24 protein-coding genes and 2 tRNA genes are annotated in these 24,548 nt (G+C 63.2%); 17 read left to right on the top strand and 9 right to left on the bottom strand.

Going from position 1 to position 24,548, the window contains the following annotated elements:
- The first annotated feature begins 3 nt into the window (after positions 1–3).
- From MESCI_RS17310 to hmuQ, 3 genes are all read left to right on the top strand, one after another.
- Positions 4–447, top strand: a complete 444-nt coding sequence (locus MESCI_RS17310; protein WP_013531238.1) for a hypothetical protein — start codon at positions 4–6, stop codon at positions 445–447.
- A gap of 1 nt (position 448) precedes the next feature.
- Entirely contained in the window at positions 449–1,555 is a 1,107-nt protein-coding gene (locus MESCI_RS17305; protein WP_245268540.1) for a TonB family protein, read from the top strand.
- A 62-nt stretch (positions 1,556–1,617) separates the two neighbouring features.
- Positions 1,618–1,932 carry a heme-degrading protein HmuQ gene (gene hmuQ / locus MESCI_RS17300; RefSeq protein WP_013531236.1) on the top strand — a complete coding sequence of 105 codons (315 nt, stop codon included), beginning with the start codon at positions 1,618–1,620 and terminating at the stop codon, positions 1,930–1,932.
- A gap of 115 nt (positions 1,933–2,047) precedes the next feature.
- Here the strand turns inward: hmuQ and putA are convergent, their stop codons facing one another.
- A complete protein-coding gene (gene putA / locus MESCI_RS17295; RefSeq protein ID WP_013531234.1) occupies positions 2,048–5,659 on the bottom strand; it encodes a bifunctional proline dehydrogenase/L-glutamate gamma-semialdehyde dehydrogenase PutA in 3,612 nt (1,203 codons plus the stop codon).
- A 163-nt stretch (positions 5,660–5,822) separates the two neighbouring features.
- Between putA and MESCI_RS17290 the strand changes: the two genes are divergently transcribed.
- Positions 5,823–6,275, top strand: coding sequence for an Lrp/AsnC family transcriptional regulator (locus tag MESCI_RS17290; RefSeq protein WP_013531233.1), 453 nt, complete (start codon positions 5,823–5,825; stop codon positions 6,273–6,275).
- Between the two features lies 1 nt (position 6,276).
- On the opposite strand, the gene MESCI_RS17285 is transcribed toward MESCI_RS17290, so the two are convergent.
- Positions 6,277–7,476 carry a cytochrome-c peroxidase gene (locus MESCI_RS17285; protein WP_013531232.1) on the bottom strand — a complete coding sequence of 400 codons (1,200 nt, stop codon included), beginning with the start codon at positions 7,474–7,476 and terminating at the stop codon, positions 6,277–6,279.
- 7 nt (positions 7,477–7,483) lie between these two features.
- Complete coding sequence (locus tag MESCI_RS17280) at positions 7,484–7,933, bottom strand: FixH family protein (RefSeq protein ID WP_013531231.1); 450 nt, start codon at positions 7,931–7,933, stop codon at positions 7,484–7,486.
- Between the two features lie 152 nt (positions 7,934–8,085).
- Here MESCI_RS17280 and MESCI_RS17275 point away from each other — a divergent pair, with 152 nt between their 5' ends.
- The gene (locus tag MESCI_RS17275) at positions 8,086–9,006 is read left to right on the top strand and encodes a sugar kinase (RefSeq protein WP_013531230.1); all 921 of its coding nucleotides are present in this window, start codon (positions 8,086–8,088) and stop codon (positions 9,004–9,006) included.
- An 11-nt stretch (positions 9,007–9,017) separates the two neighbouring features.
- Here MESCI_RS17275 and MESCI_RS17270 read toward each other — a convergent pair whose 3' ends face one another.
- The 4 genes from MESCI_RS17270 to MESCI_RS17255 all read right to left on the bottom strand — a co-directional run bounded on the left by MESCI_RS17270 (position 9,018) and on the right by MESCI_RS17255 (position 13,035).
- The gene (locus tag MESCI_RS17270; RefSeq protein WP_013531229.1) at positions 9,018–10,040 is read right to left on the bottom strand and encodes an aldose epimerase family protein; all 1,023 of its coding nucleotides are present in this window, start codon (positions 10,038–10,040) and stop codon (positions 9,018–9,020) included.
- 92 nt (positions 10,041–10,132) lie between these two features.
- Positions 10,133–11,590, bottom strand: coding sequence for an NAD-dependent succinate-semialdehyde dehydrogenase (locus MESCI_RS17265; RefSeq protein WP_013531228.1), 1,458 nt, complete (start codon positions 11,588–11,590; stop codon positions 10,133–10,135).
- A gap of 190 nt (positions 11,591–11,780) precedes the next feature.
- Positions 11,781–12,731, bottom strand: coding sequence for an AEC family transporter (locus MESCI_RS17260; RefSeq protein ID WP_013531227.1), 951 nt, complete (start codon positions 12,729–12,731; stop codon positions 11,781–11,783).
- Positions 12,732–12,801: 70 nt separating this feature from the next.
- Positions 12,802–13,035, bottom strand: a complete 234-nt coding sequence (locus MESCI_RS17255) for a hypothetical protein (protein WP_164919824.1) — start codon at positions 13,033–13,035, stop codon at positions 12,802–12,804.
- A gap of 20 nt (positions 13,036–13,055) precedes the next feature.
- On the opposite strand from MESCI_RS17255, the gene MESCI_RS32655 reads away from it, so the two are divergent.
- From MESCI_RS32655 to MESCI_RS17205, 10 genes are all read left to right on the top strand, one after another.
- Positions 13,056–13,358, top strand: coding sequence for a hypothetical protein (locus MESCI_RS32655; RefSeq protein WP_245268538.1), 303 nt, complete (start codon positions 13,056–13,058; stop codon positions 13,356–13,358).
- On the top strand, positions 13,355–13,903 hold the full coding sequence (locus tag MESCI_RS17245; protein WP_013531226.1) for a histidine phosphatase family protein: 549 nt from the start codon (positions 13,355–13,357) through the stop codon (positions 13,901–13,903). Before MESCI_RS32655 ends, MESCI_RS17245 begins: the two co-directional genes overlap by 4 nt.
- 229 nt (positions 13,904–14,132) lie before the next feature.
- Positions 14,133–14,206: transfer RNA gene (locus MESCI_RS17240), tRNA-Tyr, on the top strand.
- A 2-nt stretch (positions 14,207–14,208) separates the two neighbouring features.
- A tRNA-Asn gene (locus MESCI_RS17235) sits at positions 14,209–14,278 on the top strand.
- 410 nt (positions 14,279–14,688) lie between these two features.
- On the top strand, positions 14,689–15,774 hold the full coding sequence (locus MESCI_RS17230) for a slipin family protein (protein WP_013531225.1): 1,086 nt from the start codon (positions 14,689–14,691) through the stop codon (positions 15,772–15,774).
- A gap of 230 nt (positions 15,775–16,004) precedes the next feature.
- The gene (locus tag MESCI_RS17225) at positions 16,005–16,286 is read left to right on the top strand and encodes an acyl carrier protein (protein WP_010909964.1); all 282 of its coding nucleotides are present in this window, start codon (positions 16,005–16,007) and stop codon (positions 16,284–16,286) included.
- A gap of 56 nt (positions 16,287–16,342) precedes the next feature.
- Positions 16,343–17,533: a beta-ketoacyl-ACP synthase gene (locus MESCI_RS17220; protein WP_013531224.1), complete on the top strand. Its 1,191-nt coding sequence runs from the start codon at positions 16,343–16,345 to the stop codon at positions 17,531–17,533.
- Between the two features lie 43 nt (positions 17,534–17,576).
- Positions 17,577–18,854 carry a beta-ketoacyl-ACP synthase gene (locus MESCI_RS17215; protein ID WP_013531223.1) on the top strand — a complete coding sequence of 426 codons (1,278 nt, stop codon included), beginning with the start codon at positions 17,577–17,579 and terminating at the stop codon, positions 18,852–18,854.
- A 36-nt stretch (positions 18,855–18,890) separates the two neighbouring features.
- Complete coding sequence (locus MESCI_RS17210; protein WP_013531222.1) at positions 18,891–19,919, top strand: zinc-binding dehydrogenase; 1,029 nt, start codon at positions 18,891–18,893, stop codon at positions 19,917–19,919.
- Between the two features lie 4 nt (positions 19,920–19,923).
- Complete coding sequence (locus tag MESCI_RS17205) at positions 19,924–20,913, top strand: lipid A biosynthesis lauroyl acyltransferase (protein ID WP_013531221.1); 990 nt, start codon at positions 19,924–19,926, stop codon at positions 20,911–20,913.
- 60 nt (positions 20,914–20,973) lie between these two features.
- On the opposite strand, the gene MESCI_RS17200 is transcribed toward MESCI_RS17205, so the two are convergent.
- Complete coding sequence (locus MESCI_RS17200; protein WP_013531220.1) at positions 20,974–21,402, bottom strand: L,D-transpeptidase; 429 nt, start codon at positions 21,400–21,402, stop codon at positions 20,974–20,976.
- Between the two features lie 4 nt (positions 21,403–21,406).
- On the bottom strand, positions 21,407–21,613 hold the full coding sequence (locus MESCI_RS17195) for a hypothetical protein (RefSeq protein ID WP_127384794.1): 207 nt from the start codon (positions 21,611–21,613) through the stop codon (positions 21,407–21,409).
- An 8-nt stretch (positions 21,614–21,621) separates the two neighbouring features.
- On the opposite strand from MESCI_RS17195, the gene MESCI_RS17190 reads away from it, so the two are divergent.
- The gene (locus MESCI_RS17190) at positions 21,622–22,902 is read left to right on the top strand and encodes an acetylornithine deacetylase/succinyl-diaminopimelate desuccinylase family protein (RefSeq protein ID WP_013531219.1); all 1,281 of its coding nucleotides are present in this window, start codon (positions 21,622–21,624) and stop codon (positions 22,900–22,902) included.
- A gap of 161 nt (positions 22,903–23,063) precedes the next feature.
- Positions 23,064–24,542 carry an ABC transporter substrate-binding protein gene (locus tag MESCI_RS17185; RefSeq protein WP_013531218.1) on the top strand — a complete coding sequence of 493 codons (1,479 nt, stop codon included), beginning with the start codon at positions 23,064–23,066 and terminating at the stop codon, positions 24,540–24,542.
- Positions 24,543–24,548 lie beyond the last annotated feature (6 nt).

The following is a 24,548-nucleotide window of genomic DNA, read 5'->3' as shown; positions in this document are numbered from 1 at the left end:
GCCATGACGAGCTTGACGACACCCCTTCGTCTGCTGACCTCGATGCTGGCGATGTCGCTTGCGATGGTTTCGGCGTGGGCGCAAGAGTCCGCGCCGGTCCCCGCGCTCACCCTGGAACTCAATGGTGCGCAACCTTCCGACAAGGGTTGCCGCCTGACGTTCGTGGTCAACAACAATCTCGGCGCCGACCTGTCCAAGGCTGCCTTCGAGATCGCCTTGTTCAACGAGGCAGGCGTCGTCGACCGGCTGACCGTGCTCGATTTCAAGGAATTGCCGGCCGGCAAGACCAAGGTGACGCGTTTCGATCTGGCCGGCACCGAGTGCTCGAAAGTCAGCCGCGTGCTGATCAACAGCGCGACCGAATGCACCGGTACCGGCGTCGAACCGAACGCCTGCATGCGAAAGCTGAAGACAGACACCAAGACCGGTATCGCCTTCGGCGTCTGAGGTGGGACTGCATCCCGCATTCCTGCAAAACAAAGCGGCGTGGCCAGCTGCCGGCCACTGCCGACTGCCGCTGCGAGCGAACGATCTTGATTTGACAATTCTGCTCTTGTCGCTGCAGGTCTCGCGGCGAGACATGCAGGATATCAGCCCCCTCCCCGAAGCCGGCGCCGAGCTGGCGATAGAGCCAACCGAGCCGCTCGCGCTGCCGCGGCCGTCGGCCTGGAACCGCAAATGGACGGCGGCGATCGTCGTCTCCTGCGCGCTCCATGCCGCCGTGGCGGCGGCTTTTCTGATCTCGCCTTCGGGGATTTCGAGTTCCCAGAATGCCGAGCAGCCGGAAGGCAGTGATCAGTCGGGCACCAACGTGGTCGGCAGCGCGCTGGACAAGGACCCGACGGCAATAAACGTTGCACTGGTGCCCAGCCCGCAACCGGCCAAACCACAGCCGGCAACACCGCCCAAGCCGTCGCAGCCAACGGAGGCCTCCCAACCTGCCGCGGAAGCGGCAAAGCCGCCGCTCAAGTCTTTGCCGGAAGCTGTCAAACCGCAGGCGGTCACCCCGGACATACTGGTGGCCGGCGCCCCTCGCCCCGATGATCAGAGCGTGGCTCCCAAGACCGAAGCGCCGGCACAGCCGACCGTTCAGCCCAGGAGCACCGAGACGCCTGTCGCCGTTCCAGAACAGCCGCCGATCCCCAGCGCGAGGCCCAGTCCGGCAGCTGCCCAGTCAAAGACGGCGGATGAGAAGCGCGGCACGGCGGATGGCCAGGACCTGTCGGCGCAAGCGGCCAGCAAGGGCAAAAGGCAAAACGAGGCAGGCACTGCCGCGGAAGATAACTACCGCGGCGATGTCTTTAGAAAGCTCGGCAGCGTCAATCGCACTCTGCCGCCGTCCCTACAACTGGCGGCACGCAACAATGCGGTTGTTAAATTCGTCATAGGCAGGAAGGGCAACATAAATAAGTTGCGCATCCTGGAGACCTCAGGGTCGGCGGCTTTCGATCAGGCGGCGCTTGGCATTATCCGCAAAGCAGCCCCCTTCCCTTCGATTCCACCACAGGCAGCAAGCGCAAGTTTGGAGTTCGAGACCGAAATCGGCCCATTTTGAATGTGCGCAGAACAAAACGCTGCGGCCGCAAATCATCAACATCCCTGTGAGAGGAAACCACCATGTACATCGCCATGAACCGCTTCAAGGTGCAGACCGGCTCGGTGAACGATTTCGAGGCCGTGTGGAAGAACCGCGATTCCAGCCTTGCGGAGATGAAGGGGTTCCGCGAATTCCACCTGCTGCGAGGCCCGGTCAACGAGACCGAAGGCTACACGCTGTTTGCATCGCACACGGTGTGGGCGAGCCACGATGATTTCATCGCCTGGACCAAGTCCGAGAATTTCCGCGCCGCCCACAGGAATGTCGGCACGACGAAGGTCCACTATCTCGGCCACCCCCAGTTCGAGGGCTTTTCGGTCGTCGAAGGCGCGTAATGCATGTCGCCCAAAAGTGGTCCCGGTTTTGGGACAACGACATGCATAAAACAAAAGAGATAGAGACATTCACCGTTTCCACGAAACGGTGAATGGCTCTATCGACCGGCCGGAGTCAGGCTCCGGCCAGCAAGCTCGCATTGCCGCCCGCGGCGGTGGTGTCGACGCAGACGGCCCGCTCATGTGCATAAGCCGCCGGGTTCAACACTTCGCTGACCAGCGGCACGATCGGGCCTGAGCGATCAGCGATAACCCTGCGCACGATGCGCGCGGCCTCTGGTGTGCCGGAAAAAGCAACGATATCGACGCGCAACGAGCGTGCCTCGACCGGATCAGGCCGCCCGTCGATGGCGGCCAGCGGGAGGCCCTTGCCGGTCAGAGCGGAAAGGGCTGCCGGCGCGCCCGGTGCAACGGCCAGCACCGCGTTGCCGGCGGCGAGCGCCTGGATCGTCTGCGCCAGCAGCGTATCACCATCGGGACCAAGGCACAGCACCCGTCCACGTGGCGACAGCGAGAGCGTGTTGGCTTCGCCGGTCGGCCCGGGCAGGTCGACCTGGCCGAAATCGATGCCGGCGGCCGCACCAATGGCCGCAGCACCCTTGCCGCGCAGATGCTTCCTCAGAATGGCGATCCGGTCCGGACGCGTCGACCAGCCGCCAAGTGTGGGATCAGGCAGATTGTCGGCAAGCTCGGTCGCCGTGACCTTGTGGCCATCCTGCACATGGGTGCCGGCCTCCGGCCCCTTGCGGAAGCGGCGGAGATAGTGCGGACCGCCGGCCTTCGGCCCGGTGCCGGAAAGCCCCTCGCCGCCAAACGGCTGCGAACCGACGACGGCGCCGATCTGGTTGCGGTTGACATAGATGTTGCCGGCATGGATGCCATCGACGAAATGCTGCACGCGGCCCTCGATGCGGGTGTGCAGGCCGAAGGTCAGGCCATAACCCTTGCGGTTGATGGCGGCGATGACGGCGTCGATCTGGTCGGCGTCGAAACTGGCGACATGCAGCACCGGCCCGAACACCTCGCGCTCCATGTCCTCGATACCCTTGACCCGGAAGACATGCGGCGCGACGAAGCGACCTTCCCTGGGCGCCTCGAGCTTGGCGATCAGCCTGCCCTGCAGGCCCATCTTCGTGCAATACTCGCGGATCGAGCTTTGCGCCTCGTCGTCGATAACCGGGCCGACATCGGTCGAAATCCGCCAGGGATCGCCGACGTTGAGCGCCTCCATGGCGCCCTTCAGCATCTCCAGCATCTTCTTCTCGACGTCCTTCTGCACGTAGAGTACGCGCAGCGCCGAGCAGCGCTGGCCGGCACTCTGGAAGGCGGAGGCGAGGATATCGCGCACCGCCTGTTCGGGCAGCGCGGTGGAATCGACGATCATGGCGTTGAGGCCGCCGGTCTCGGCGATCAGCATGGCGTCGGGCGCGGCCGTCCCGGCCAGCTGCTTCTCGATCAGCTTGGCAACCTCGGTCGAACCTGTGAAGCAGACGCCAGCGATGCGCGGATCGGCGGTGAGCGGCCCGCCGACCGATGGGCCGTCGCCAGGGAGCAACTGGATGACGTCTTCCGGCACGCCGGCCTCGCGCAGCAGTTCGACGGCGCGGAAGGCGATCAGCGGCGTCTGCTCGGCCGGCTTGGCGATCACCGAATTGCCGGTGACGAGCGCTGCCGCGATCTGGCCGGTGAAGATGGCGAGCGGGAAATTCCACGGCGAAATGCAGACAATGGCGCCGCGCGCTTGCGTGCCCGCCTCCGCATTGGCCGCCTCAGTGGCGTAGTAGCGCAGGAAGTCGACGGCTTCACGCACCTCGGCGACGCCGTCGGCCAGCGATTTGCCGGCCTCGCGGGTGGCGAGTGCAAAGAACTCGACGGCATTCGCCTCATAGAGATCGGCGGCACGGTTGAGGATGGCGGCGCGCTCGGCGACGGGACGCTTCGCCCAGGCCGGTTGCGCTTCCACCGCAAAGCGCACGGCGGTCGCGACTTGCTTGGCAGCTGCTTCGCTGACCGTGCCGACCACTTCGGAAGGCTTTGCCGGGTTGACGATCGGACGCTGCTTGCCATAGCCGGCGGCCCGCGTAATCGGCTTGGCATGCCAGCGATCCGGCCCGGCGAAGGCCGCCCTGGCCTTGTCGATCGCCGCCAGCGTCACCGTGTCGGTGATGTCGAATCCTTTCGAATTGCGACGCCCGGCTCCAAAAATCTGGGAAGGCCGGGCAATCGCCGGATTGACTGCCGGACCCTGGCTTTCGACCGTCTCGAGCGGATCGCGCGCAATGTCCTCCGGCTCGACATCCTCATCGGTCAGCTGGTGCACGAAGGAGGAGTTGGCGCCGTTCTCCAGCAGCCGGCGCACCAGATAGGCCAGTAGATCGGAATGCGCTCCGACCGGTGCATAGATACGGCAGCGCGTGCCTTCGGACCGTCGCACCGTCTCGTGCAGCGCCTCACCCATGCCGTGCAGGCGCTGGAACTCGAAGGCGTCGCGATTGTCAGCCATCGACAGAATGGCGGCGACGGTATGGGCGTTGTGGGTGGCGAACTGCGGGTAGATGCGGTCGGTCATGCCAAGCAGCTTCTTGGCGCAAGCCATGTAGGAGACGTCGGTGTTGGCCTTGCGGGTGAAGACGGGATAGCCGGTGAGTCCCAACGTCTGCCCCCGCTTGATCTCGGTGTCCCAATAGGCGCCCTTGACCAGCCGAACCATGATGTTGCGGTCGTATTTCTTGGCCAGCGCATAGAGCCAGTCGATGGCGAAGGCCGCGCGTGGCCCATACGCCTGCACCACCACGCCAAACCCGTTCCAGCCGGCAAGTTCCGGCTCGGCCAGCACCCGCTCGATGACGTCGAGCGATAGATCGAGGCGGTCGGCCTCCTCGGCATCGATGTTGAGACCCATGCGCGAGTGGCGCGCGGCCAGCGCCAGCGACAAAAGCCGCTCGGCCATCACAGGCAGCATCTCTTCCTTCTGCGCCACCTCGTAGCGCGGATGCAGTGCCGAAAGCTTGACCGAGATGCCGTGGTTCTGCCTGATATCAGGACCGTTGGAGCCGGAATCGAGCGACGAAATCGCGTCGGCATAGGCCTTGTGATAGCGCAAGGCGTCGGCCTCGGTGCGGGCCGCCTCGCCCAGCATGTCGAAGGAATAGAGATAACCCTTCTGGGTCATAGGCCGGCCGCGCTTGACGGCTTCAGTGATGGTGCGGCCGAGCACGAACTGCTCGCCCATCTCGCGCATGGCGGCGGCCACCGCCTTGCGGATGACCGGCTCGCCCAGCCGCCGCACCATAGAACGCAGCGTGCCCTCGATGCCGCCCTCGCCTTCGTCGAGGACGCGGCCGGTCAGCATCAGCGCCCAGGTCGAGGCGTTGACGAAGATGGAGCTCGAACCGCCCGAATGCGCCGACCAGTCGTGCGGCGCGATCTTGTCGGCGATGAGGTCGTCCATCGTCTCGGTATCGGGCACGCGCAGCAGGGCCTCGGCCAGGCACATCAGCGCCACGCCTTCCTTGGTGGAGAGACCGTACGCGGAGAGGAAGACTTCCATCAGCCTTGGATCCGACGAGCCGCGCACCGCGCGCACCAGATCGGCGGCGCGAGCCGAGATCGCCTTGCGGTCTTTCCCGGAGAGCCCCGTCGCCTCGGCAAGCCGCTTCACGGCCTCGTCTTCGTCGGGCAGGTAGTTGGCGCGGATCTGCTGGCGGATGGCATCGAGCGCTGGCATGGCGGTCCCGTGGATCGAGCAAAGGGGATCGGGCCGGCGGTCACCGGACCGAATGGCGCAAGCTAGCACAAGTGCAAAATTTCGGCCGGTCCAAAGAAATCGACATTGCAGGTCATTCGATCTATCCTAGCGGCATATAATTGACATTTGGACTGCGATTTCGATGACAGAAGACCAATTGGACCGCATAGATCGGAATATCCTGGCCGCACTTGCAAGCGATGGCCGGCTTTCCATGTCAGAACTGGCCGCAAAGGTCGGCCTGTCGAAGACGCCGGTGCAGGCGCGGGTGAAGCGGCTTGAGAAGGACGGCTATATCAGAGGCTACCAGGCGATCGTCGACCGCGAGCGCATGGGCGAAGGCCATGTCGCATTCGTCCAGGTGAAATTGTCCGACACCAGATCCGCCGCGCTCGACGCCTTCAACCGGTCCGTACAGGCTGTGCCGGAGATCGAACAGTGCCACATGATGGCATCGAGCTTCGATTATCTGCTGAAAGTCCGCACCAGGGACATCGCCGCCTACCGCCGCGTCCTCGGCGAGCGCATCTCGGCCCTGCCCCATGTCGCTCAGACCTCGACCTTTGTGGCGATGGAGACCGTGAAGGATCGGTAGATCACTCCGAAAGCGTCTTCAAGAACGCCACCAGAGCAGCGCGTTCTCGGTCTGAAAGCTCCAACGGGTGAACCTCTGATACCCCTTCGACGCTGGGCGCGGCCTTCGCATAATGCGCCACGACCTCGTCGAGCGACGAAAACTGCCCGGCATGCATATAGGGCGGTCGCGTTGCCGCTCCGCGCAGAGACGGCGTCTTGTAGGCGCGGATGAGTTGTGGCGCATTCTTGACCATGAAGCGCAGTTCGCCGCAGGCGGCAACGTCGCCATCCCGATAGGCGCCAAGGCAGTTGAACGGGTCGGCCTCGACTTGGTGCACGGCATCGATGCGGCCGCGATCCGGCGGCAGGCCCGCAACAGGCGGCACGCCGGTGTTGTGAAAGCTGTTGTCGGTGAAGCGCGGGCCGTTGTGACAGGTCACGCAATTGGCCTTGCCGATGAACAGTTTAAGCCCAAGGATTTCTTGTTTGGAAAAGACAGCATCGCCCTTCGGCTCGGCACCGGTGGCGAGGTCCAGCGCAAAGCGGTCGAAGCGCGCTGGCGCTGGCGCGATCGAGCGTTCGAAGGCGGCAATCGCCTTGCCGATATTGACGAAGACACCGTTGATGGCGTCGCGCTGCGCGCTGCTCATGGCATTCCAGGCTGCTTTCTCGGCATCGTTTCCAAGTGGGCTGGCATTCAACGGCATGCCGGAAAAATCGGGCAGCGGCCCAAAAATGCGCTCATAGCGCTCGCCGAAGCGCGCCTTGATGTAATGCGCGTAGGCAGCGCGGTTTCCCGCCTGCTCCAGCGGATTTTCGAGCGGCGTCAACGCTTGCGCCCACAGGCTGTCGCGACGGCCATCCCAGAAGAACCAGGGATCGTGCGCCACGCCGGCCAGCGGCATGGTGCGCCGGTTGGTGTGGCCGACGCCGACCGCCTGCGGCAGGTCGTCCTGGAACTGGCGGTCGATCTTGTGGCAGGTCGAACAGGATACCGACCCGTCACCGCTCATGCCCTGATCGAAGAACAGCGTCGAGCCGAGTGCGGCGGCGGCCGGCACGTCGGCAAAATGATTGGTGGTGTCGGGCTTGAGCGCCGGCAGCGACGACAGCGCCAGCGAAGCGATAGTCTTCTTTTCTGCGTCGGAAAAATCAGGCTTGCCGCAGCCCACGAGGACGACGGCGACCATCAGCGCCAGAAAGCGGAAAAGGCGCTTCATCGATCGCTCACAGCACCACGTTGAACAGTACTGTATCGGAGCCGGCGCCGGATGAGATGGCGAAACGAAGTTGCCACCAGCCGCTCATGGTGAATTTCAGCCCCTCGATGCGGTAACGGCCTTCGCCCAGGTAATCGGTGACCTGCGGGCTGGTCGGCAGGCCGTGATTGTGTTGCGGCATGCCGCCGGAGATGGCGATCGCGGCGCGCTCCACCGAAGCCCCTGTCTTTGTTTTCAGGGTCAGCAGCCAGGATTCCAGTTCGCCCTGCCGCACCACGCCCCGTTCCGGCACGAAACTCGCCACGTACAGCCCGTTGTCGGTTTTCTTCGTCCGCGCGACATCCGGGCCGGCTGGCAGCGACGAACGCGGCGCCGTCAGGAAGACGACCGCGAGAATGGCGACCAGCAAGGCAGCCAGACCAAGACCCGCCAGAAGATAACGCCATATCGATGCCAAACCGGTTCCTCTTCTGCAGACAACGCTCTGCCGAACGGATCGCATCCCGCCAGCCTGTGGGAAAACGCTGTGGCGGAAAAAACCCTGCTTGCCAAGCATGGCGCTGCCGATGGCAAAAAGCTACAGCACCGGGAACCACTGGAGGATTGTAGATGGCGGGAACCGGCGTCGCCTCGATCGGCGAATGCATGCTCGAACTGTCGGGCCAGACCGGACCGAACTGGCGCATGGGCTTTGCCGGCGACACGTTCAACACGCTGTGGGCGCTGCACGCGCTGAGCACTGAGCGGCCGGCAACCTATGTCTCGGCCTTCGGCGACGATCCGTTCTCGCAAGCCCAGATCGATTTCTTAGGCCAGAACGGCATCGGCATCGGCTCCAGCCCGATCATAGCGGGCGCACGGCCTGGCCTCTATGCCATCACGCTGACCGGGGCCGAGCGTTCCTTCACCTACTGGCGCGGCGACGCCGCCGCGCGGCAGCTCGCCTCAGACCCAGCTGCATTGTCGGAAAACCTGGTAAATCAGGCGCTTGTCTATTTTTCCGGAATCACTTTGGCAATTCTGGATGAGGCCGCGCGCGCCGTATTGCTGGCGGCTGTCGCCAAGGCGCGCTCGGCCGGTTCACTTGTCGCCTTCGATCCCAACTACCGGCCGCGGCTTTGGCGCAATCGCGAGGATGCACAGGCAGCGATCGTCGAAGCCCTTGCCGCCACCGACATCGCATTGCCGACTTTCCCCGACGAGCAGATGCTGTTTGGCGATGCAACACCGCAAGCGACCGCAGAGCGACTCAGGCAACTGGTTAGCGAGGTCGTCGTCAAGAACGGCGAGCAGCCCGCCCTGATTGCCCAAGGAGAAACACTACGCGAAGTCCCGGCGATCCATGTCGCCGCCCCCGCCGATACGACCGGCGCCGGCGATTCGTTCAACGGCGGCTATCTTGCGGCTCGTCTTGCCGGCCACGACCCGCAGGAAGCCGCGCGCCGTGCGCATCGTGTCGCCGCCGCCGTGGTGCAAGTGCGCGGCGCGCTGGCGCCGTTCGAGACGCTGCGGGCGGCTTTCGAAGGCTAAGGTCGGAAAAACTAGGGCAGGCGGAACCTGTATTCCGTGACGTGGTGGTAGATCGCGCCCGGCCACAGCGTTGCTTGCGGGAAATAAGGCCGGTTCGGCGCGTCCGGCCAAATCTGCGGCTCCAGGCAGAAGCCGCAATAGGCCTTGTAGTTCCGCCCTTCCAGCCCGGTGCGCGGCGTCACATACTGGCCGGTATAGAGCTGGACGCCGGGCTCGGTGGTCCAGACCTCCATCTCGACACCGGAACTGGCGCCTTGCGTCCATGCCGCCTGCTTGAGCGGCCCGCGTGCCGAAGCAAGGCAGAAATTCTGGTCGTAGGGCAGTTGATCACCCTCGGTTTCCATGCGCAGCGGCCGCGCCTGGCGGAAATCGAATGGCGTGCCGTCAACCGGCTTGACCACGCCTGTGGGGATCATGTCGCCATCGACCGGCAGGTAGGCGCCGGCATTCAGCATCATCCTGTGGTCGAGAATGTCGCCTGCGCCGCCATCATCAAGGTTGAAATAGGAATGCTGGGTGAGATTGCACAGCGTCGGCTCCTCGCAGGTGGCGGTCAGCTCGACGCTGAGCGTGCCGGGGATCTTCAGCCGGTAGGTGCAGGTGACGTCGAGCGCGCCGGGAAAACCCATCGTGCCGTCGGGATCGTGCAGCGTCAGCGTGACGAAATCCCTGCCATGCAAGGAAACCGTCCACGGCCGGTGGGAGTAACCTTGCGAGCCGCCATGCAGCGTATGCTTGTCGAGGAAGTTTTGCTCGGTCTGGTAGCGGCTGCCGCCAATGGTGAAGCGGCCGTCGCGGATGCGGTTGGCATAGCGGCCGACGACCGCACCGAAGAAGGCCGTATCCGTCTCGTAGCCTTCCAGACTGTCGTAGCCGAGCACCAGCGGAGCATCGTGCCCGGTCAGGCGCAAATCCTGGATGATCGCGCCCAGACCGATGATGTTGGCTGTGATGCCGCCGCCCCTGATCGTGAAGCGACGCACCTGCTCGCCAGCCTGCGTCGTGCCGAAAACCTCGCCGTCCTTCATCGCCATGCCCGTAAATGCCAGTTGATCCAGAAGACTTCGGCTGGTTTTTCCATGAGAGATGGGCAGGCCATCGGCCTCCCCATCCCAGGGATAGCCTATCAGAGGCCGAGGCCGCCGATGCAGACATATTTGGTGTCGAGATAATCCTCGATGCCCTGATGCCCGCCTTCTTTGCCGAGGCCGGATTCCTTGACGCCGCCGAACGGCGCTTCCGGCGTGGTGATGAGGCCTTCATTGACCCCGACCATACCGTATTTCAGCCCTTCCATCACTCGGAAGGCGCGGCCGAGGTCACCGGTGTAGAAGTAGCAGGCAAGGCCGAATTCGGTGTCGTTGGCGAGGGCGACGGCTTCCTCTTCGGTCTCGAACTTGAACACCGGTGCGACCGGGCCAAAGATCTCTTCCTTCATGAAGCGCATCTTGGGTGTCGCGTTGGCGATGACCGTCGGCTGGAAGAACGAACCGCCGAGCGCATGGCGCTTGCCGCCGGCAACGATCTTGCCGCCCTTTGATGTGGCGTCGGCGATCAGTTCCTCGACCTTCTCGACCGCCTTCTCGTCGATCAGCGGTCCCTGCTGCACGCCGTCCTCGAGGCCGGAGCCGACCTTCAGCGCGTTGCTGGCGGCAGCGAGCTTCTCGACGAACTTGTCATAGACACCTGCCTGGACAAGGAAGCGGTTGGTGCAAACGCAGGTCTGGCCGGAATTGCGGTACTTGGCGGTGATGGCGCCGGCGACGGCACGCTCGAGGTCGGCGTCGTCGAAAACGATGAACGGCGCGTTGCCGCCGAGTTCCATCGACACCTTCTTGACGGTGACCGACGACTTCTGGATGAGAAGCTTGCCGACCTCGGTCGAGCCGGTGAAAGTGATCTTCGACACCAGCGGATTGGCGCAGATCTCGTCGCCGATCTCGCTGGCCGAACCGGTCAGGATGTTGACGACGCCCTTGGGGAACCCGACTTCCTCTGCGAGCGCGCCCCAGGCGAGACCCGAATACGGCGTCTGCGACGCAGGCTTGACCACGGCGGTGCAGCCGGCGGCGAGCGCCGGGCCGAGCTTGCGGGCCAGCATCGAGGACGGAAAATTCCACGGCGTGATGGCGGCGATGACGCCAACCGGCTCCTTGGTCACCAGGATGCGGCGGTCCGCCCATGGCGACGGCACGACGTCGCCATAGGTGCGGCGACCTTCCTCGGCGAACCACAATATGTAGGACGCGGCCGAGCCGATCTCCCCCTTCGATTCGAACAGCGACTTGCCCTGCTCGATGGTCAGCAGTTCGGCCAGTACGTCCTGATTGTCCATCATCGCGTCGTGCAGCTTGCGCAGCAGCTTCGAGCGCTCGAGCGCGGTCGTCTTGCGCCAGGTCTTGAAAGCTTCCGCGGCGGCTTCGATGGCGCGGCGGGTCTCGGCCTTGCCCGACTTCGGCACGGTGCCGATCTTGAGACCGGTGGCAGGGTTGTTGACGTCGACCGTCTGGCCGCTGTCGGCCTGCACCCATTCGCCATTGATGAGATTGGCCTGCCGCATGAAATGGCTGGTTTTCTGAAGCATGCTATCCTCCGTTCGGCGCCCTGACGGGCGGGTCTGTGAAATCTTCGGTGCGCGTGCGCCATGGACTGAGGCCGGCACGCCGGAGCCACTGCTCTTTACCGAGGGCAAGGCACGCAAGCAATCGCAAGATGGCATATAGGGCTTGGGCCAGAGCGAGACGAGAGCAGACTGACGTGCTTACACCGATGCCTTACCCGAAAACGTGCAAGACAACAGTCAGCCAGAACGCGGTGGTGACGGCGGCGCAGGCCGTGGCGATGGTCATCTGGTTCGACGCCAGCGCCTGGCCGGTGTTGAACTGCACCGCGATCAGATAGGAATTGACGCCGGATGGCATCGCGGCCACCATCACCGCCACCTTGGCCGTCAAGGGCGGCATGCCGAGCAACCAGACGAAGACCAGCACCAGCGCCGGCATCAGGAACAGCTTCAGCACCGAAAGCGCCAATGCCGGCCGGACATTGCCCGAAATGCCGAAACGGCGCAGGCTGAGCCCCATGGCGAACAGCGCCACTGGCCCGGCAGTGTCAGCCAGCGTATCGACCAGCCGCGTGGCAAGGTTCGGCAGCGGCGCGCCGGTTAGGCGCCAAGCCAGCCCGGCCAGGATACCGATGATCAGGGGATTGGTGAACAGTCTTCTCAGAAAGCTCTGGACGATGCGCAGCGGGTGTACGGGCTCACTGCCACCGCGGCCAAATATCTCGAACATGATGATCGAAGCCATCATCATGGTCGGCAGATGCACGGAAACGAGCAGCGACAGCACTTCGAATCCCCTGGACCCGAATACGCCGAGAACGAAGGGAATGCCCAGCAGCACCACATTCGAGAAGGACGACGACACTCCACCGACGATGCCTGCGCGTGCGTCCCGCCCGAAGATCCGCGTCGTCACCAGATGGCCGGCAGCCCATGTCATTGCAACCGCCGTGAAGTAAGCGCCCCACAGCGGCCAAGGCGCCACGCCATGGAAGTCGGACTTCACCATCGTCTGGAACAGCAGCAGCGGCATCGCCACGTTGATGGCAAATTCCGAAATCCCCTCGCCGCTCGCCGGCTTCAGATAGCCGGTGAGCCCGGCGAGGTAGCCGAGCGCGACAAGGCTGAAGACGAAAAGAACGGTTTCGGTGAGCGGAGACATTTTTACCGTGAGGGGCGGGTTCCCCGTGATAGGCGAGCCAGGACCGCGACGCAATCGCGCCTGAATTTGATCATCGTCGGCTGGCAGTGTTATAGAGGGCTTGGATCATCAGGGCGGACACGGACGACAAATAGCCTTTGTCCGACTCTCGAACCTCCGTCTTTTGCAGCGGGCATGGCTGACGGCTTTCGTCGCCGCACTGCTTTGTCTTGCCGCGACCGCGCTTGCAGTTGCCGAGACGAAAAGCGACGCGCGCAGCGTCACCGATCGAGGCCGCATTCACGGCGACGCTGAAGGTATTCACCAGGGAAGCCTTCCGATGCAATGGCCTTCGCGCAGAACAATCTCGGGGATGTCAGCTGGAATCGGGCCAGCTATGGCGGCGGCAAGGCCGAATATCAAAAGGCGATCGGATTCTTCGAGAACGCCAAGCAGCGCTTTACCGAAGCCGGCTACACCAGCCATCCCTCTCACCGACCAGAAGGTCGATCTGGTGAAGAAGCAGATGGCGAAGAAGTAGGTCTACGCTTCCCGCCGACCGCGCCTTGTCTTTCGGCCGGCTTTACCGTCCCTATATGTCCTGCCACCGGAACCCCTTGCCGGGAACCGCAGAAGGATAGCGGATGATTCGATTTGCCTTGGCGTTGTTCCTGCTTGTTGTTCCCGGCGTGGCGCACGCCACGGATGCAGGCTGGGCGCTGCTGCGCGACGGCGGACACGTCGTGCTGCTGCGCCATGCCATGGTCACCGGCACCACCGATCCGGCCAATTTCGACATCGACAGCTGCGCCACCCAGATGAACCTGTCGGCGCGCGGCAAGCAGCAGGCGAGCAAGATCGGCGCTCTGTTTGCCGCTCGGGCGGCACCGATCGAGCGCGTGCTGTCCAGCCGCTATTGCCGCTGCCTCGACACCGCCCGCATCGCCTTCGAGGCCGACCCGGAACTCTTTGCACCGCTCGATCTCCTGAAAGGCGACGAGACGCAGAAGGCCGCGCAGACCGCTGCGATCCTGAAGGAAATCCGCGCCTATTCCGGCTCCGACAATCTGGTCATGGTCACCCATCTGGAAGACATCGTGGCACTGACCGGCATCTCACCGCGCGAAGGTGAGGCCGTCGTCGTCGAGCCGCAAGGCGATGGCCTGCGCGTGCTCGGCCGCGTCACCTTCTGAGCGTGCTGCGCGCGATCGCTGACGCCGAAAGCGGTGTTGCTGAAATGCCACCGTTGAAAGAAGCCGCAAATTCGCCGTGACAATGCCGCTTGCGACAACCCGTCGCAGGGGCTATAGGCGCGCTCCCGGTCACGAGAACCGAAGCGAGCACAACGGTTGGAGCTTTCGTCTCCGCCCGTGCAGGCGGCATTGCCGCCCTGCATACGGCGCCGCTTTGGGGATTGGGATCGCGGATGTAGCTCAACTGGGAGAGCGCCGGACATAATCCGGAGGTTGTGGGTTCGAGTCCCTTCATCTGCACCACGGATAGCTCAGTTTGGTTAGAGCATCAGATTGTTAATCTGACTGTCGAAGGTTCGATTCCTTCTCCATTGGCCTTGAAAAGCCATCCGAAAAACGGTCCGGGGACTGGAATGCGAAAGACTGGACGGGTGACCCAAGCCTTCGGGCGCGGATCATCCCAAGCGTCTTTCGCCATCGGCTCGCGGCCAGGCCCGCGGTGACGATCAAGGCGCGGTGTCGCCGGCAAGGGAGGCTAAGGCCTCCTGCGCCCGCTTCGCTGCCCCGCGATCCGCTCCCGAAGGCCCGCCACGGCTCGATGCCACCAGTCCCCGGATCATTCGTGCCCGGGCTACGACGCAAGAGACGACGTGAAACGAGAAACGAAGGGAAGATCGACGCATGACGTGACGCCTCGCATGGGGCCATGCCCGACAGGAGTAAGACAATGACCATTCTCGACAAGGTTCTTGGACGCGAGCGCGTCCTCGTAAAGGAAAACGAACGTGCCCTCGCCCTCCCACAAGGGGGAGATCAAGGCTGTCCTGCTGCCGGGTGAGCACTGGCTCGCCAACCGGCGCGGCAGCCTCGAAGTGTCTCGGCACGATCTGAAGAACCCGGAATTCGTTTCGGCATACGAGAAGGCGTTGTTCGACAAGCTTCCGGATGTGGCCGCGCGTCATTTCACCGTCGTTCGCACCGGGCGCACGGATGTCGCCGTCATCGAGCGTGACGGCAATCTGCACGCCGTGCTGGCACCGGACCGCAAGCTCGTGCTGTGGACGGCTGCCGGCCCGTGGAAGGTGACGCTGATCGACACGTCAGTCGATCTCGCCATCGATGCGGCGATCATGCGCCGGCTCGGCCAGGCCCGGAAGGCGGAATTGATGTCCGTCCATCCGGTCGTCGATGGTCAGGCCGGACTGCTGTTCATCGACGGTGTCCTGGTCAGGACGCTGACGGCGGGCGTGCATGGCTTCTGGAACGTCGGACGCATGGTGCAGATCAAGGTCGTCGACCTCAAGCGCCAGTCGCTCGACGTTGCCGGGCAGGAAGTGCTGACCAAGGATCGCGTGACGATCCGCGTCAACATCGCAGCCGAATACCGGGTCGTCGATCCGGTCAAGGCGGTCAGCATGGTGAAGGACTTCTCCGAAGCCCTCTACCGCGCCCTGCAATATGCCTTCCGCAAGACGCTTGGCGCGCTGACACTCGATCAGATCCTCGAAAAGAAGGTGACGGTCGATGAGGAAGCGGCAGCCAAGGTCCGCGCCGACATGGCCGAGATCGGCGTGGAGGTCAGCGATATCGCGCTCAAGGATGTCATCCTGCCGGGCGAGATGCGCGAGATCCTCAACCAGGTGGTGTCGGCCGAAAAACAGGCCGAGGCCAACATCATCCGTCGCCGCGAGGAGACGAACGCGACCCGTTCCCTCCTCAACACGGCCAGGGTGATGGCGGAAAACCCGGTGATGCTGCGGCTGAAGGAGCTCGAGGCGCTGGAAACCATCGCCGGCAAGGTCGAGCGGCTGACCGTCCACAATGGAACAGGCGGGCTGCTGAACGATCTGGTCAAGCTTCGCGACAGCTGATGCATGTCGCCAAAAGTGTTCCGCTTTTGGAAAAACGACACGCATCGAAATAAGGCTGACGTTGCGTCAACAGAAGGGCCGCCGGGTAAACCGGCGGCCCTTCTTGCGTTTCGAAGGAACCCTACCCATCTGCGCCCGGCGTATCAGGCCTTTTCCTGCCGGAAAAAACCGATTAGACAGCGCCCAAACAAGATGCGGACAGATTCCGCCCGCAACCGAAGGAAAAGCCCTTGTCCACCACGTTCGACAAAGTCGCCAAGATCATTGCCGACACCAGCGAGATCGATATCGACACCATCACGCCCGAGAGCCACACGATTGACGATCTCGGCATAGACAGCCTCGATTTTCTCGACATCGTCTTTGCCATCGACAAGGAATTCGGCATCAAGGTGCCGCTGGAAAAGTGGACCCAGGAGGTCAATGACGGCAAAGCTTCGACCGACGACTACTTCGTCATGAAGAACCTGTGCGCCAAGATCGACGCGCTGGTCGCCGCCAAGACCGCCTGACGTCAGTTAAGCGCACGATCTTGACGCGCTCTGCCGCCTGACCCACAAAGCCGCACATGAGCAGCCCCCGCGACGTCGTCATATCAGGTATCGGCCTTGTCTCCTCGCTGGGGGAAGGTCCTGACGCCCACTGGCAGAAGCTCGCGCAACCGGGCCCGCGGCCGGTGCTCGAAGCGACGCGCTTTGCACCCTATACTGTCCATCCGCTGCCTGAGATCGACTGGAACCTGCAGATCGCCAAGCGTGGCGATCAGCGCCAGATGGAAACCTGGCAAAGGCTCGGCACCTATGCTGCCGGCCTTGCACTGGACGACGCCGGCATCAAGGGCAATGACGAACTCTGCGCGACCATGGACATGGTTGTGGCGGCGGGCGGCGGCGAGCGCGACGAGGCGGTCGATGCCGCCATTCTCGCCGCTTCGGAAAGCCGCAATGACCGCGATGTACTGCTCAACGAGAAATTGACCACCGAATTGCGCCCGACACTGTTTCTGGCCCAATTGTCCAACCTGCTCGCCGGCAACATCTCCATCGTCCACAAGGTCACCGGTTCGTCCAGAACCTTCATGGGCGAGGAAGGTGCCGGTGTCGCCGCGGTTGAAACGGCCGCCGCACGCATCCGCTCGGGTCAGTCGACGCATATCCTGGTCGGCGGTGCCTTCCAGACCGAACATTCCGATATGCTGCTCGGCTATGAACTCGCCGGCTATCTGCATCGCGGCCCATGGAAGCCGGTTTGGCAAAGACAGGGCACTGAGGGCGGTGGCGTCGTGACCGGCTCCGGCGGCGCCTTCCTGGTGCTGGAGCAGCGCGAACACGCGATGAGCCGCGGCCGCAAGATCTATGCAGAACTTGGACCGGTCGTCTCCGGCCGTGCCCGGCGGCCACGGGGAGAACTCGACGCCGAGATCGCCGCGCTGCTCAAGCAGGCTGCATTGCCGAACGGCAAATTGCTGACCCTGTCGGGCGCATCGGGCGCGCATGCGGCGACAACAGCCGAGAAGGCAGCGCTCGATGCCAATCCGGCGATCGCCGCGCGTGGCTTCTCGACGCTGACCGGGCACATGAAGGAAGCACAGTTTCCTTTCGCTGTGGCACTGGCGGCACTCGCTGTCGACCGCAAGGCCGCCTATCCTGTTTTTGATGCCGCAGCCGAGACGCCGTTCGAAGGCGTTCCCCAATCCGTCCTTGCAACGGCGATCGGCTATCACCAATTCGAGGGCATGGCGCTGGTCAATGCCGCGTAACGCGGCTCCACGATCCATGCTGCAACGATAAGAGGGCTCCCGGATGGCCAATCTCAGAGATCACATGGGCAGGCCGATCGTCGCCGTCACCGGCATCGGCGTGGTGACCTCGCTTGGCGTCGGCAAATCAGACAATTGGGCGGCACTGACCTCCGGCAAGTCGGGCATTCACCCGATCACCCGCTTTCCCATCGATCAATTGAACACCCGCATCTCCGGCATGGTCGATTTCCTGCCGTCGAGTTCGAAAGGCGCCAGCCCACTCACCTATGAGCTAGCCGAGCTGGCGGGCTTAGAAGCGGTGAGCGAAGCCGGTCTTGATTCCAGCGATTTCGGCGGACCGCTCTTCCTCGCATCGCCGCCAGTCGAACTCGACTGGGCCGAGCGCTTCTCGCTCTACAATTCTGACAAGGACAAGGATGACACCGCCGCCGAAAGACTGCTTCGGGTCGCGCGTAGCTTGAAAGAGCTGGATATTTTCGAGACCACCCAGTTCGGTTCGATCGCCGGCCGCCTTGCCGATCGCCTTGGCACGCGTGGTCTGCCGATCACGCTGTCGACGGCTTGCGCTTCAGGCGCCACCGCGATTCAGCTCGGTGTCGAGGCGATCCGACGCGGCGAATGCGACCGTGCGCTGTCGATCGGCGCGGACGGTTCCGCGACCGCCGAGGCATTGATCCGTTTCTCATTGCTTTCGGCGCTCTCCACGCACAACGACATCCCCGAAAAGGCGTCGAAACCCTTCTCCAGGGATCGCGACGGCTTCGTGTTGGCCGAGGGATCGGGGGCGCTGGTGTTGGAATCGCTTGAGACGGCATTGGCTCGCGGCGCGACTATTCTCGGCGTCCTGGGCGGCTGCGGCGAGAAGGCCGACGACTTCCACCGCACCCGCTCCAAACCGGACGCTTCACCGGCCATCGCCGCGGTCCGCGCCGCTCTCGTCGATGCCGGACTGGGTGAAGACGAGATCGACTACGTCAATGCCCACGGCACCTCGACGCCCGAAAACGACAAGATGGAGCATCTGGCGCTGTCGACGGTGTTCGGCGAGCGGATCGGCTCTATGCCGGTCTCGTCGAACAAATCGATGATCGGTCACACGCTGTCGGCGGCGGGCGCTGTCGAGGCGGCTTTCTCGCTGATGACGATGCGCGAAAGCGTCATTCCGCCGACCATCAACTATGACAATCCCGACCCCGCGATCGTGCTCGACGTGGTGCCGAACAAGAAGCGCAACGCCGAAGTCCGCACCGTTCTGTCGAGCTCCTTCGGCTTCGGCGGCCAGAACACTTGCCTTGTCATGGCGCGGGAACCGGTCTAAGCGACCTTTTTCAGCCAGACTGAACCGACAGGCCCCATGCGCGCATTGCAACTTATAGAGGACCGCCGTCTTGAGACGGTGGACCTGCCGCCTCCTCCACCGCCGGCACTCGGCGAAGTCACGCTGCGCATCAAGGCAGTAGCGCTGAACCATATCGACGTCTGGGGCTGGCGCGGCATGGCCTTCGCCAAGCGCAAGCTGCCGCTGGTCGTCGGCGCGGAGGCATCCGGCGAGGTCGAGGCGGTTGGCCCCGGCGTTTCCAGCCTGCTGCCCGGACAATTGGTGTCGATCTATGGCGCGCGCACCTGCGGCCTCTGCCGAGCCTGCCGCGAAGGCCGCGACAACCTCTGCGAACATGTTTCGGGCGTTCACGGCTTCCATCTCGACGGCTTCGCGCAGGAGAAGATCAACCTGCCGGCCCGCCTGCTGGTCCCTGCCCCGCCCGGCGTGACCGACATCGGCGCGGCGGTGGCGCCCGTCACCTTCGGCACCGTCGAGCACATGCTGTTCGACAACGCCAGGCTTCAACCCGGCGAAACCATCCTTATCCATGCCGGCGGATCCGGCATCGGCTCGGCGGCCATCCAGCTGGCCAAGCGGATGGGCTGCACGATCATCACTACGGTCGGTTCCAACGACAAGATCGACAAGGCCAAGGCGCTCGGCGCCGACCATGTCATCAACTACCGCGACGACCGTTTCGAGGGCGTCGTGCGCAAGCTGACCAAGAAGAAGGGCGTCGACGTCGTCTTTGAACATGTCGGCGCCGACACATTCGCCGCCTCGATGCTGTGCCTGAAGCGTGGCGGCCGCCTGGTGACCTGCGGTTCGACCTCCGGCGTGTCGACGCAGATCAATTTGATGCAGCTGTTCCAGCAGCAATTGAAACTGCTTGGCTCCTTTGGCTGCCGCATGGAAAACATGGCCAACGCCATGCAGAAAATGGCGGCGGGACAAGTCGCACCCGTCATCGACACCGAAGTCGGCTTCGACGGTATCGACGCCGCGCTGAAGCGCATGGAAGGCCGCGACGTTTTCGGCAAGATCATCCTGCGCGTCGGCTAGAGCCTTGACCTCTGTATTCAAGAAGTTCCGCCGGGACCTCAAATTTCGTTACGGCAGGCAACTGCGCCAGCTCAATTACTGGCTGGTGGCGCGGGCAGCGATGATGATCATCTGGGTCCTGCGCCTGCTGCCGGCCGACAGTGCGCTGAATTTCGCCGACCGCGTCGCTCGCCTGGTCGGCCCCCGGGTTGGACGCCATCAGGTCGCCGTCGACAATCTGCGCAAGGCCTATCCGGAAAAGAGCGAAGCCGAGATCCAGGCGATCGCCTCCGACATGTGGGGCAACATGGCTCGCTTGGCCGCGGAATACATCTTTCTCGACGCCCTCTTCGACTACGACCCCGCGGCCAGCGAGCCCGGCCGCGTCGAGGTCAAGGGAGCTGACCACTTCGTCGAAATAGCCAGCGAAGAGAAGCCGCACATCGTCTTCACCGGTCATCTCGGTAATTTCGAATTGCTGCCGGTGGCGGCCGCGACTTTCGGCATGAACATCACTGCGCTGTTTCGCCCGCCTAACAATCCCTATCTCGCCGACTACATCCTCTCGACGCGCCGCTCGACCATGGGCTCGTTGCTGCCATCCATGGCGGGCGCGTCATTCGCCCTGGCCGGGGTTCTGGAGAACGGCGGCAACATCGGCATCCTTGTCGACCAGAAATTCTCCAATGGACTGGAGACGACATTCTTCGGCCGTCCCTGCCAGAGCAATCGCGTGCTGGCCACCCTTGCCCGCCACTACGATTGCGACGTCTATCCGGCGCGCTGCGTCAGGCTGCCAGGCAACCGCTTCCGGCTCGAAATCGAGAACAAGTTAACCTTGCCGCGCACCGCTGACGGCAGCGTCGATGTCCGTGCCACCACCCAGCGTCTCAACGACGTCGTCGAGCGCTGGGTGCGAGAAGATCCCGGCCAGTGGATGTGGTTCCACAAAAGGTGGGAGATCAGCGGCGGGCGTCGAAAGCGACCGCAGGCAAAGGCGGTCCCAAACGCTTAGGCAGAGCTGCTGGCGTGGGGTTAGCCCAGCGCCAGCAGACAACAGCGAACCTGAACCGCCTTAGTTGGTGACGACAATGCGCGTGTTGCCGAAACCCACTTCCCGCACCATCGAATAGAACGTGGCGGCATTGGCCGTGTGCAGCCTCACGCAGCCATGCGACGCCGGGCGGCCGAGCTGCCTGACGGCGCCGGTTCCATGGATGGCATAGCCGCCATGGAAGAACACCGAATAGGGCATCGGCGACATATGGTATTTGCGCGAATACCACATCCTGGCCGTGCGCTGCGGCCGATAGGTGCCGCGCGGCGTGAAGTAGCCGGTGCGGGCGGTGGAGACACTCCACCGGTAAACCGACGCGCCATATCTGACGGTCATCGTCTGCGACGACACGTCTATATTTGCAACGAGGCTGGCTGCCCAGCCCTGCCCCGAAGCACCGAACAGCATTGCAACAAACATGGTTGCCATGAGAACTGTCTTTTTCATGCGATCAAACCCCTTTGATTGCCCCTAACCTGCCTGCCTGATTGTTTTTCATCTTTTTAATGGCAGATGCACGGGCTAACACACACACCTTGACCAATTCGCCAATCCAAAGCAGCGAATTTGAACGATTTCCCGCAATAGTTGCCGCAACGACACGCCGCACCGGCTTGATCGCCGGCGGGCTTGCAAAATCGCTGGGATCGCTGCTCAACTCTGCGCATGAACCAGCGACTCCTCCAGGCAATCGATGACAGGCGCGACGACGTCGTCGCGCTGACCGCCGAGCTGATCCGTTTTCCGACCATCAATCCACCCGGCGAGGCCTACCGGCCATGCGCCGAATATCTCGGCGCGCGGCTGAAGAAGAGCGGTTTCGAGACCGAGTTCATCCGCGCCGAAGGCACGCCCGGCGACACCGACCGCTACCCGCGCGTCAATGTCGTTGCCCGTTTCGACGGGAGATCATCAGGCGCCTGCGTCCACTTCAACTCGCATGTCGACGTGGTCGAAGCCGGCGATGGCTGGACCGTCGATCCCTTCGCCGGCATCGTCAAGGACGGCAGGGTCTATGGCCGCGGCGCCTGCGACATGAAGGGCGGTCTTGCCGCCTCTATCATCGCAGCCGAGGCCTTCCTGGAAGTCTTCCCTGATTTTCCCGGCGCCATCGAAATATCCGGCACCGTCGACGAGGAATCCGGCGGCTTCGGCGGCGTCGCGCATCTGGCCAGGCTCGGCTATTTCTCAAAACCCAGGGTCGACCATGTCATCATTCCCGAGCCGCTGAACAAGGACCGCATCTGCCTCGGCCATCGTGGCGTCTGGTGGGCGGAGATCGAGACCAAGGGGGAGATCGCGCACGGCTCGATGCCGTTTCTCGGCGACAATGCGGTGCGCCACATGGGCGCCGTGCTGCGGGCCTTCGAGGACGAACTGTTTCCCGCGCTCGACCGCAAGATGACGCGCATGCCGGTCGTGCCCGAAGGAGCAAAACGCTCGACCATGAACATCAATTCGATCCATGGCGGCCAGACCGAGGATTTCCGGCCCGGCCTGCCGTCGCCCAACGTGCCCGACTCCTGCCGGATGACCATCGACCGCCGTTTCCTGCTCGAGGAAGATCTCGACACCGTCAAAGGTGAAGTGACCGGCATTCTCGACCGGTTGAAACGCGAGCGGACAAAATTCGACTATGAAATCCGCGACCTGATGGAAGTGCTGCCGCTGATGACCGAGCGCGACGCGCCGGTGGTCAAGGCGGTTGCGCAAGGCATCATGGCGATCTTCGACCGCGAACCCGATTATGTCATTTCGCCCGGCACCTATGACCAGAAGCATATAGCTCGCATCGGCCATATCTATGATTGCATCGCTTATGGGCCTGGCATTCTCGACCTCGCCCACCGGCCGGACGAATGGGTCGGCATATCGGACATGGTGGAATCGGCCAAGGTGATGGCGATAGGGCTCAACGTGCTGCTGCGCGGCACAGCCACGGGATAAGGTGCGCACCGCGACAAGCTTCGACTGCCGATGCGGTCGCCAGGATAAAAACATTCCCGGCCACGCCAAGGGGCAGAACGAAACGCAATTTACTCCGTGGCGAAATCACGCTTCTATCACTCGGGTTCGAGCACGTGTCTGAACGCATGGGGAGTTGCACGATGAAATTGTGGATAACCATTCTGGCGGCCGCGGTGCTGTCGCTGGCCGCCGGCACCTCTGCGTTCGCCGCGCGAACCGACCTGGTCATCGGCATTCCGCTCGAACCCCCGCATCTCGATCCGACCGCCGGTGCCGCCGCAGCGATCGACGAGGTTCTCTATGCCAATGTGTTCGAAGGCCTGACGCGCATCGGGCCGAATGGCGAGGTGCTGCCGGATCTGGCCGAAAGCTGGACCATTTCCGATGACGGCAAGGTCTACACCTTCAAGCTGCACACCGGCGTGAAATTCCATGACGGCACCGACTTCGATGCCGCCGACGTGAAATTCTCGCTCGATCGTGCCCGCGCCGACAATTCGGTCAACGCGCAAAAGGTGCTGTTCGCCGCCATCGACACGGTCGACGTGGTCGACCCGGCAACCGTCAAGGTCACGCTGAAGAACCCGCAGGGCTCGTTCCTCTACAATATGGGCTGGGGCGACGCGGTGATCGTGGCGCCGGAATCTGCCGACACCAACAAGGAAAAACCGATTGGCACCGGCCCGTTCAAGTTCCAGAGCTGGGCCAAGGGATCGTCGATCACGCTGGTCAAATCGGACAATTACTGGGGCACGCCGGCGTCGCTCGACAAGGCCGAGTTTCGCATCGTGCCGGATGCCGCGGCCTATGTGCCGGCGCTGCTCTCGGGCGACATCCAGGCTTTCCCGTTCTTCGATGCCGACAGCGTCGCCCAGGTCAAGGACGACCCGCGCTTCAAGGTGGTGATCGGCGCGACCGAGGGTGAGACCATCCTGTCGATCAACAACAAGAAGCCGCCTTTCGACAAGCTGCAGGTGAGGCAGGCGATCTCTTACGCGCTCGACCGCAAGGCCATCATCGACGGCGCCTCGGCCGGCCTCGGCCAGCCGATCGGCTCGCATATGTCGCCGGCCAACAAGGACTATGTCGACCTCACCGGCCGCTACCCGCATGATGTCGCCAAGGCCAAGGAATTGCTGAAAGAGGCAGGCCTCGAGAACGGCTTCAAGGCGACGCTGAAACTGCCGCCGCCCACCTATGCCCGTCTCGGTGGCGAAATCATCGCCTCGCAGCTTCGCGACGTTGGCATCGATCTGGAAATCATTCCGGTCGAATGGGCACAGTGGCTGGACCAGGTGTTCACCAAGAAGGATTACGACCTGACGATCGTCTCCCACACCGAGCCCAACGACATCGATATCTATTCGCGCAAGGATTATTACTTCAACTACGACAACCCGGCCTTCGACAAGGTGATTGCCGATCTCGGCGTCACCTCCGACGAAGCCAAGCGCAAGGAATTGCTGGGGCAAGCGCAGAAGATCCTGGCCGACGATGCGGTGGTCGGCTTCCTCTATGAATTGCCGAAGATCGGCGTCTGGGACGCCAACCTGCAAGGGCTGTGGGAAAACGCCCCGATCCAGGCCAATGATTTGACCAAGGTGAAGTGGAGCGAGTGATCCCTC

The sequence above is a fragment of the Mesorhizobium ciceri biovar biserrulae WSM1271 genome (assembly GCF_000185905.1).
Lineage (GTDB): Bacteria > Pseudomonadota > Alphaproteobacteria > Rhizobiales > Rhizobiaceae > Mesorhizobium > Mesorhizobium ciceri.
This window is presented reverse-complemented; position numbering and strand designations above follow the sequence as displayed.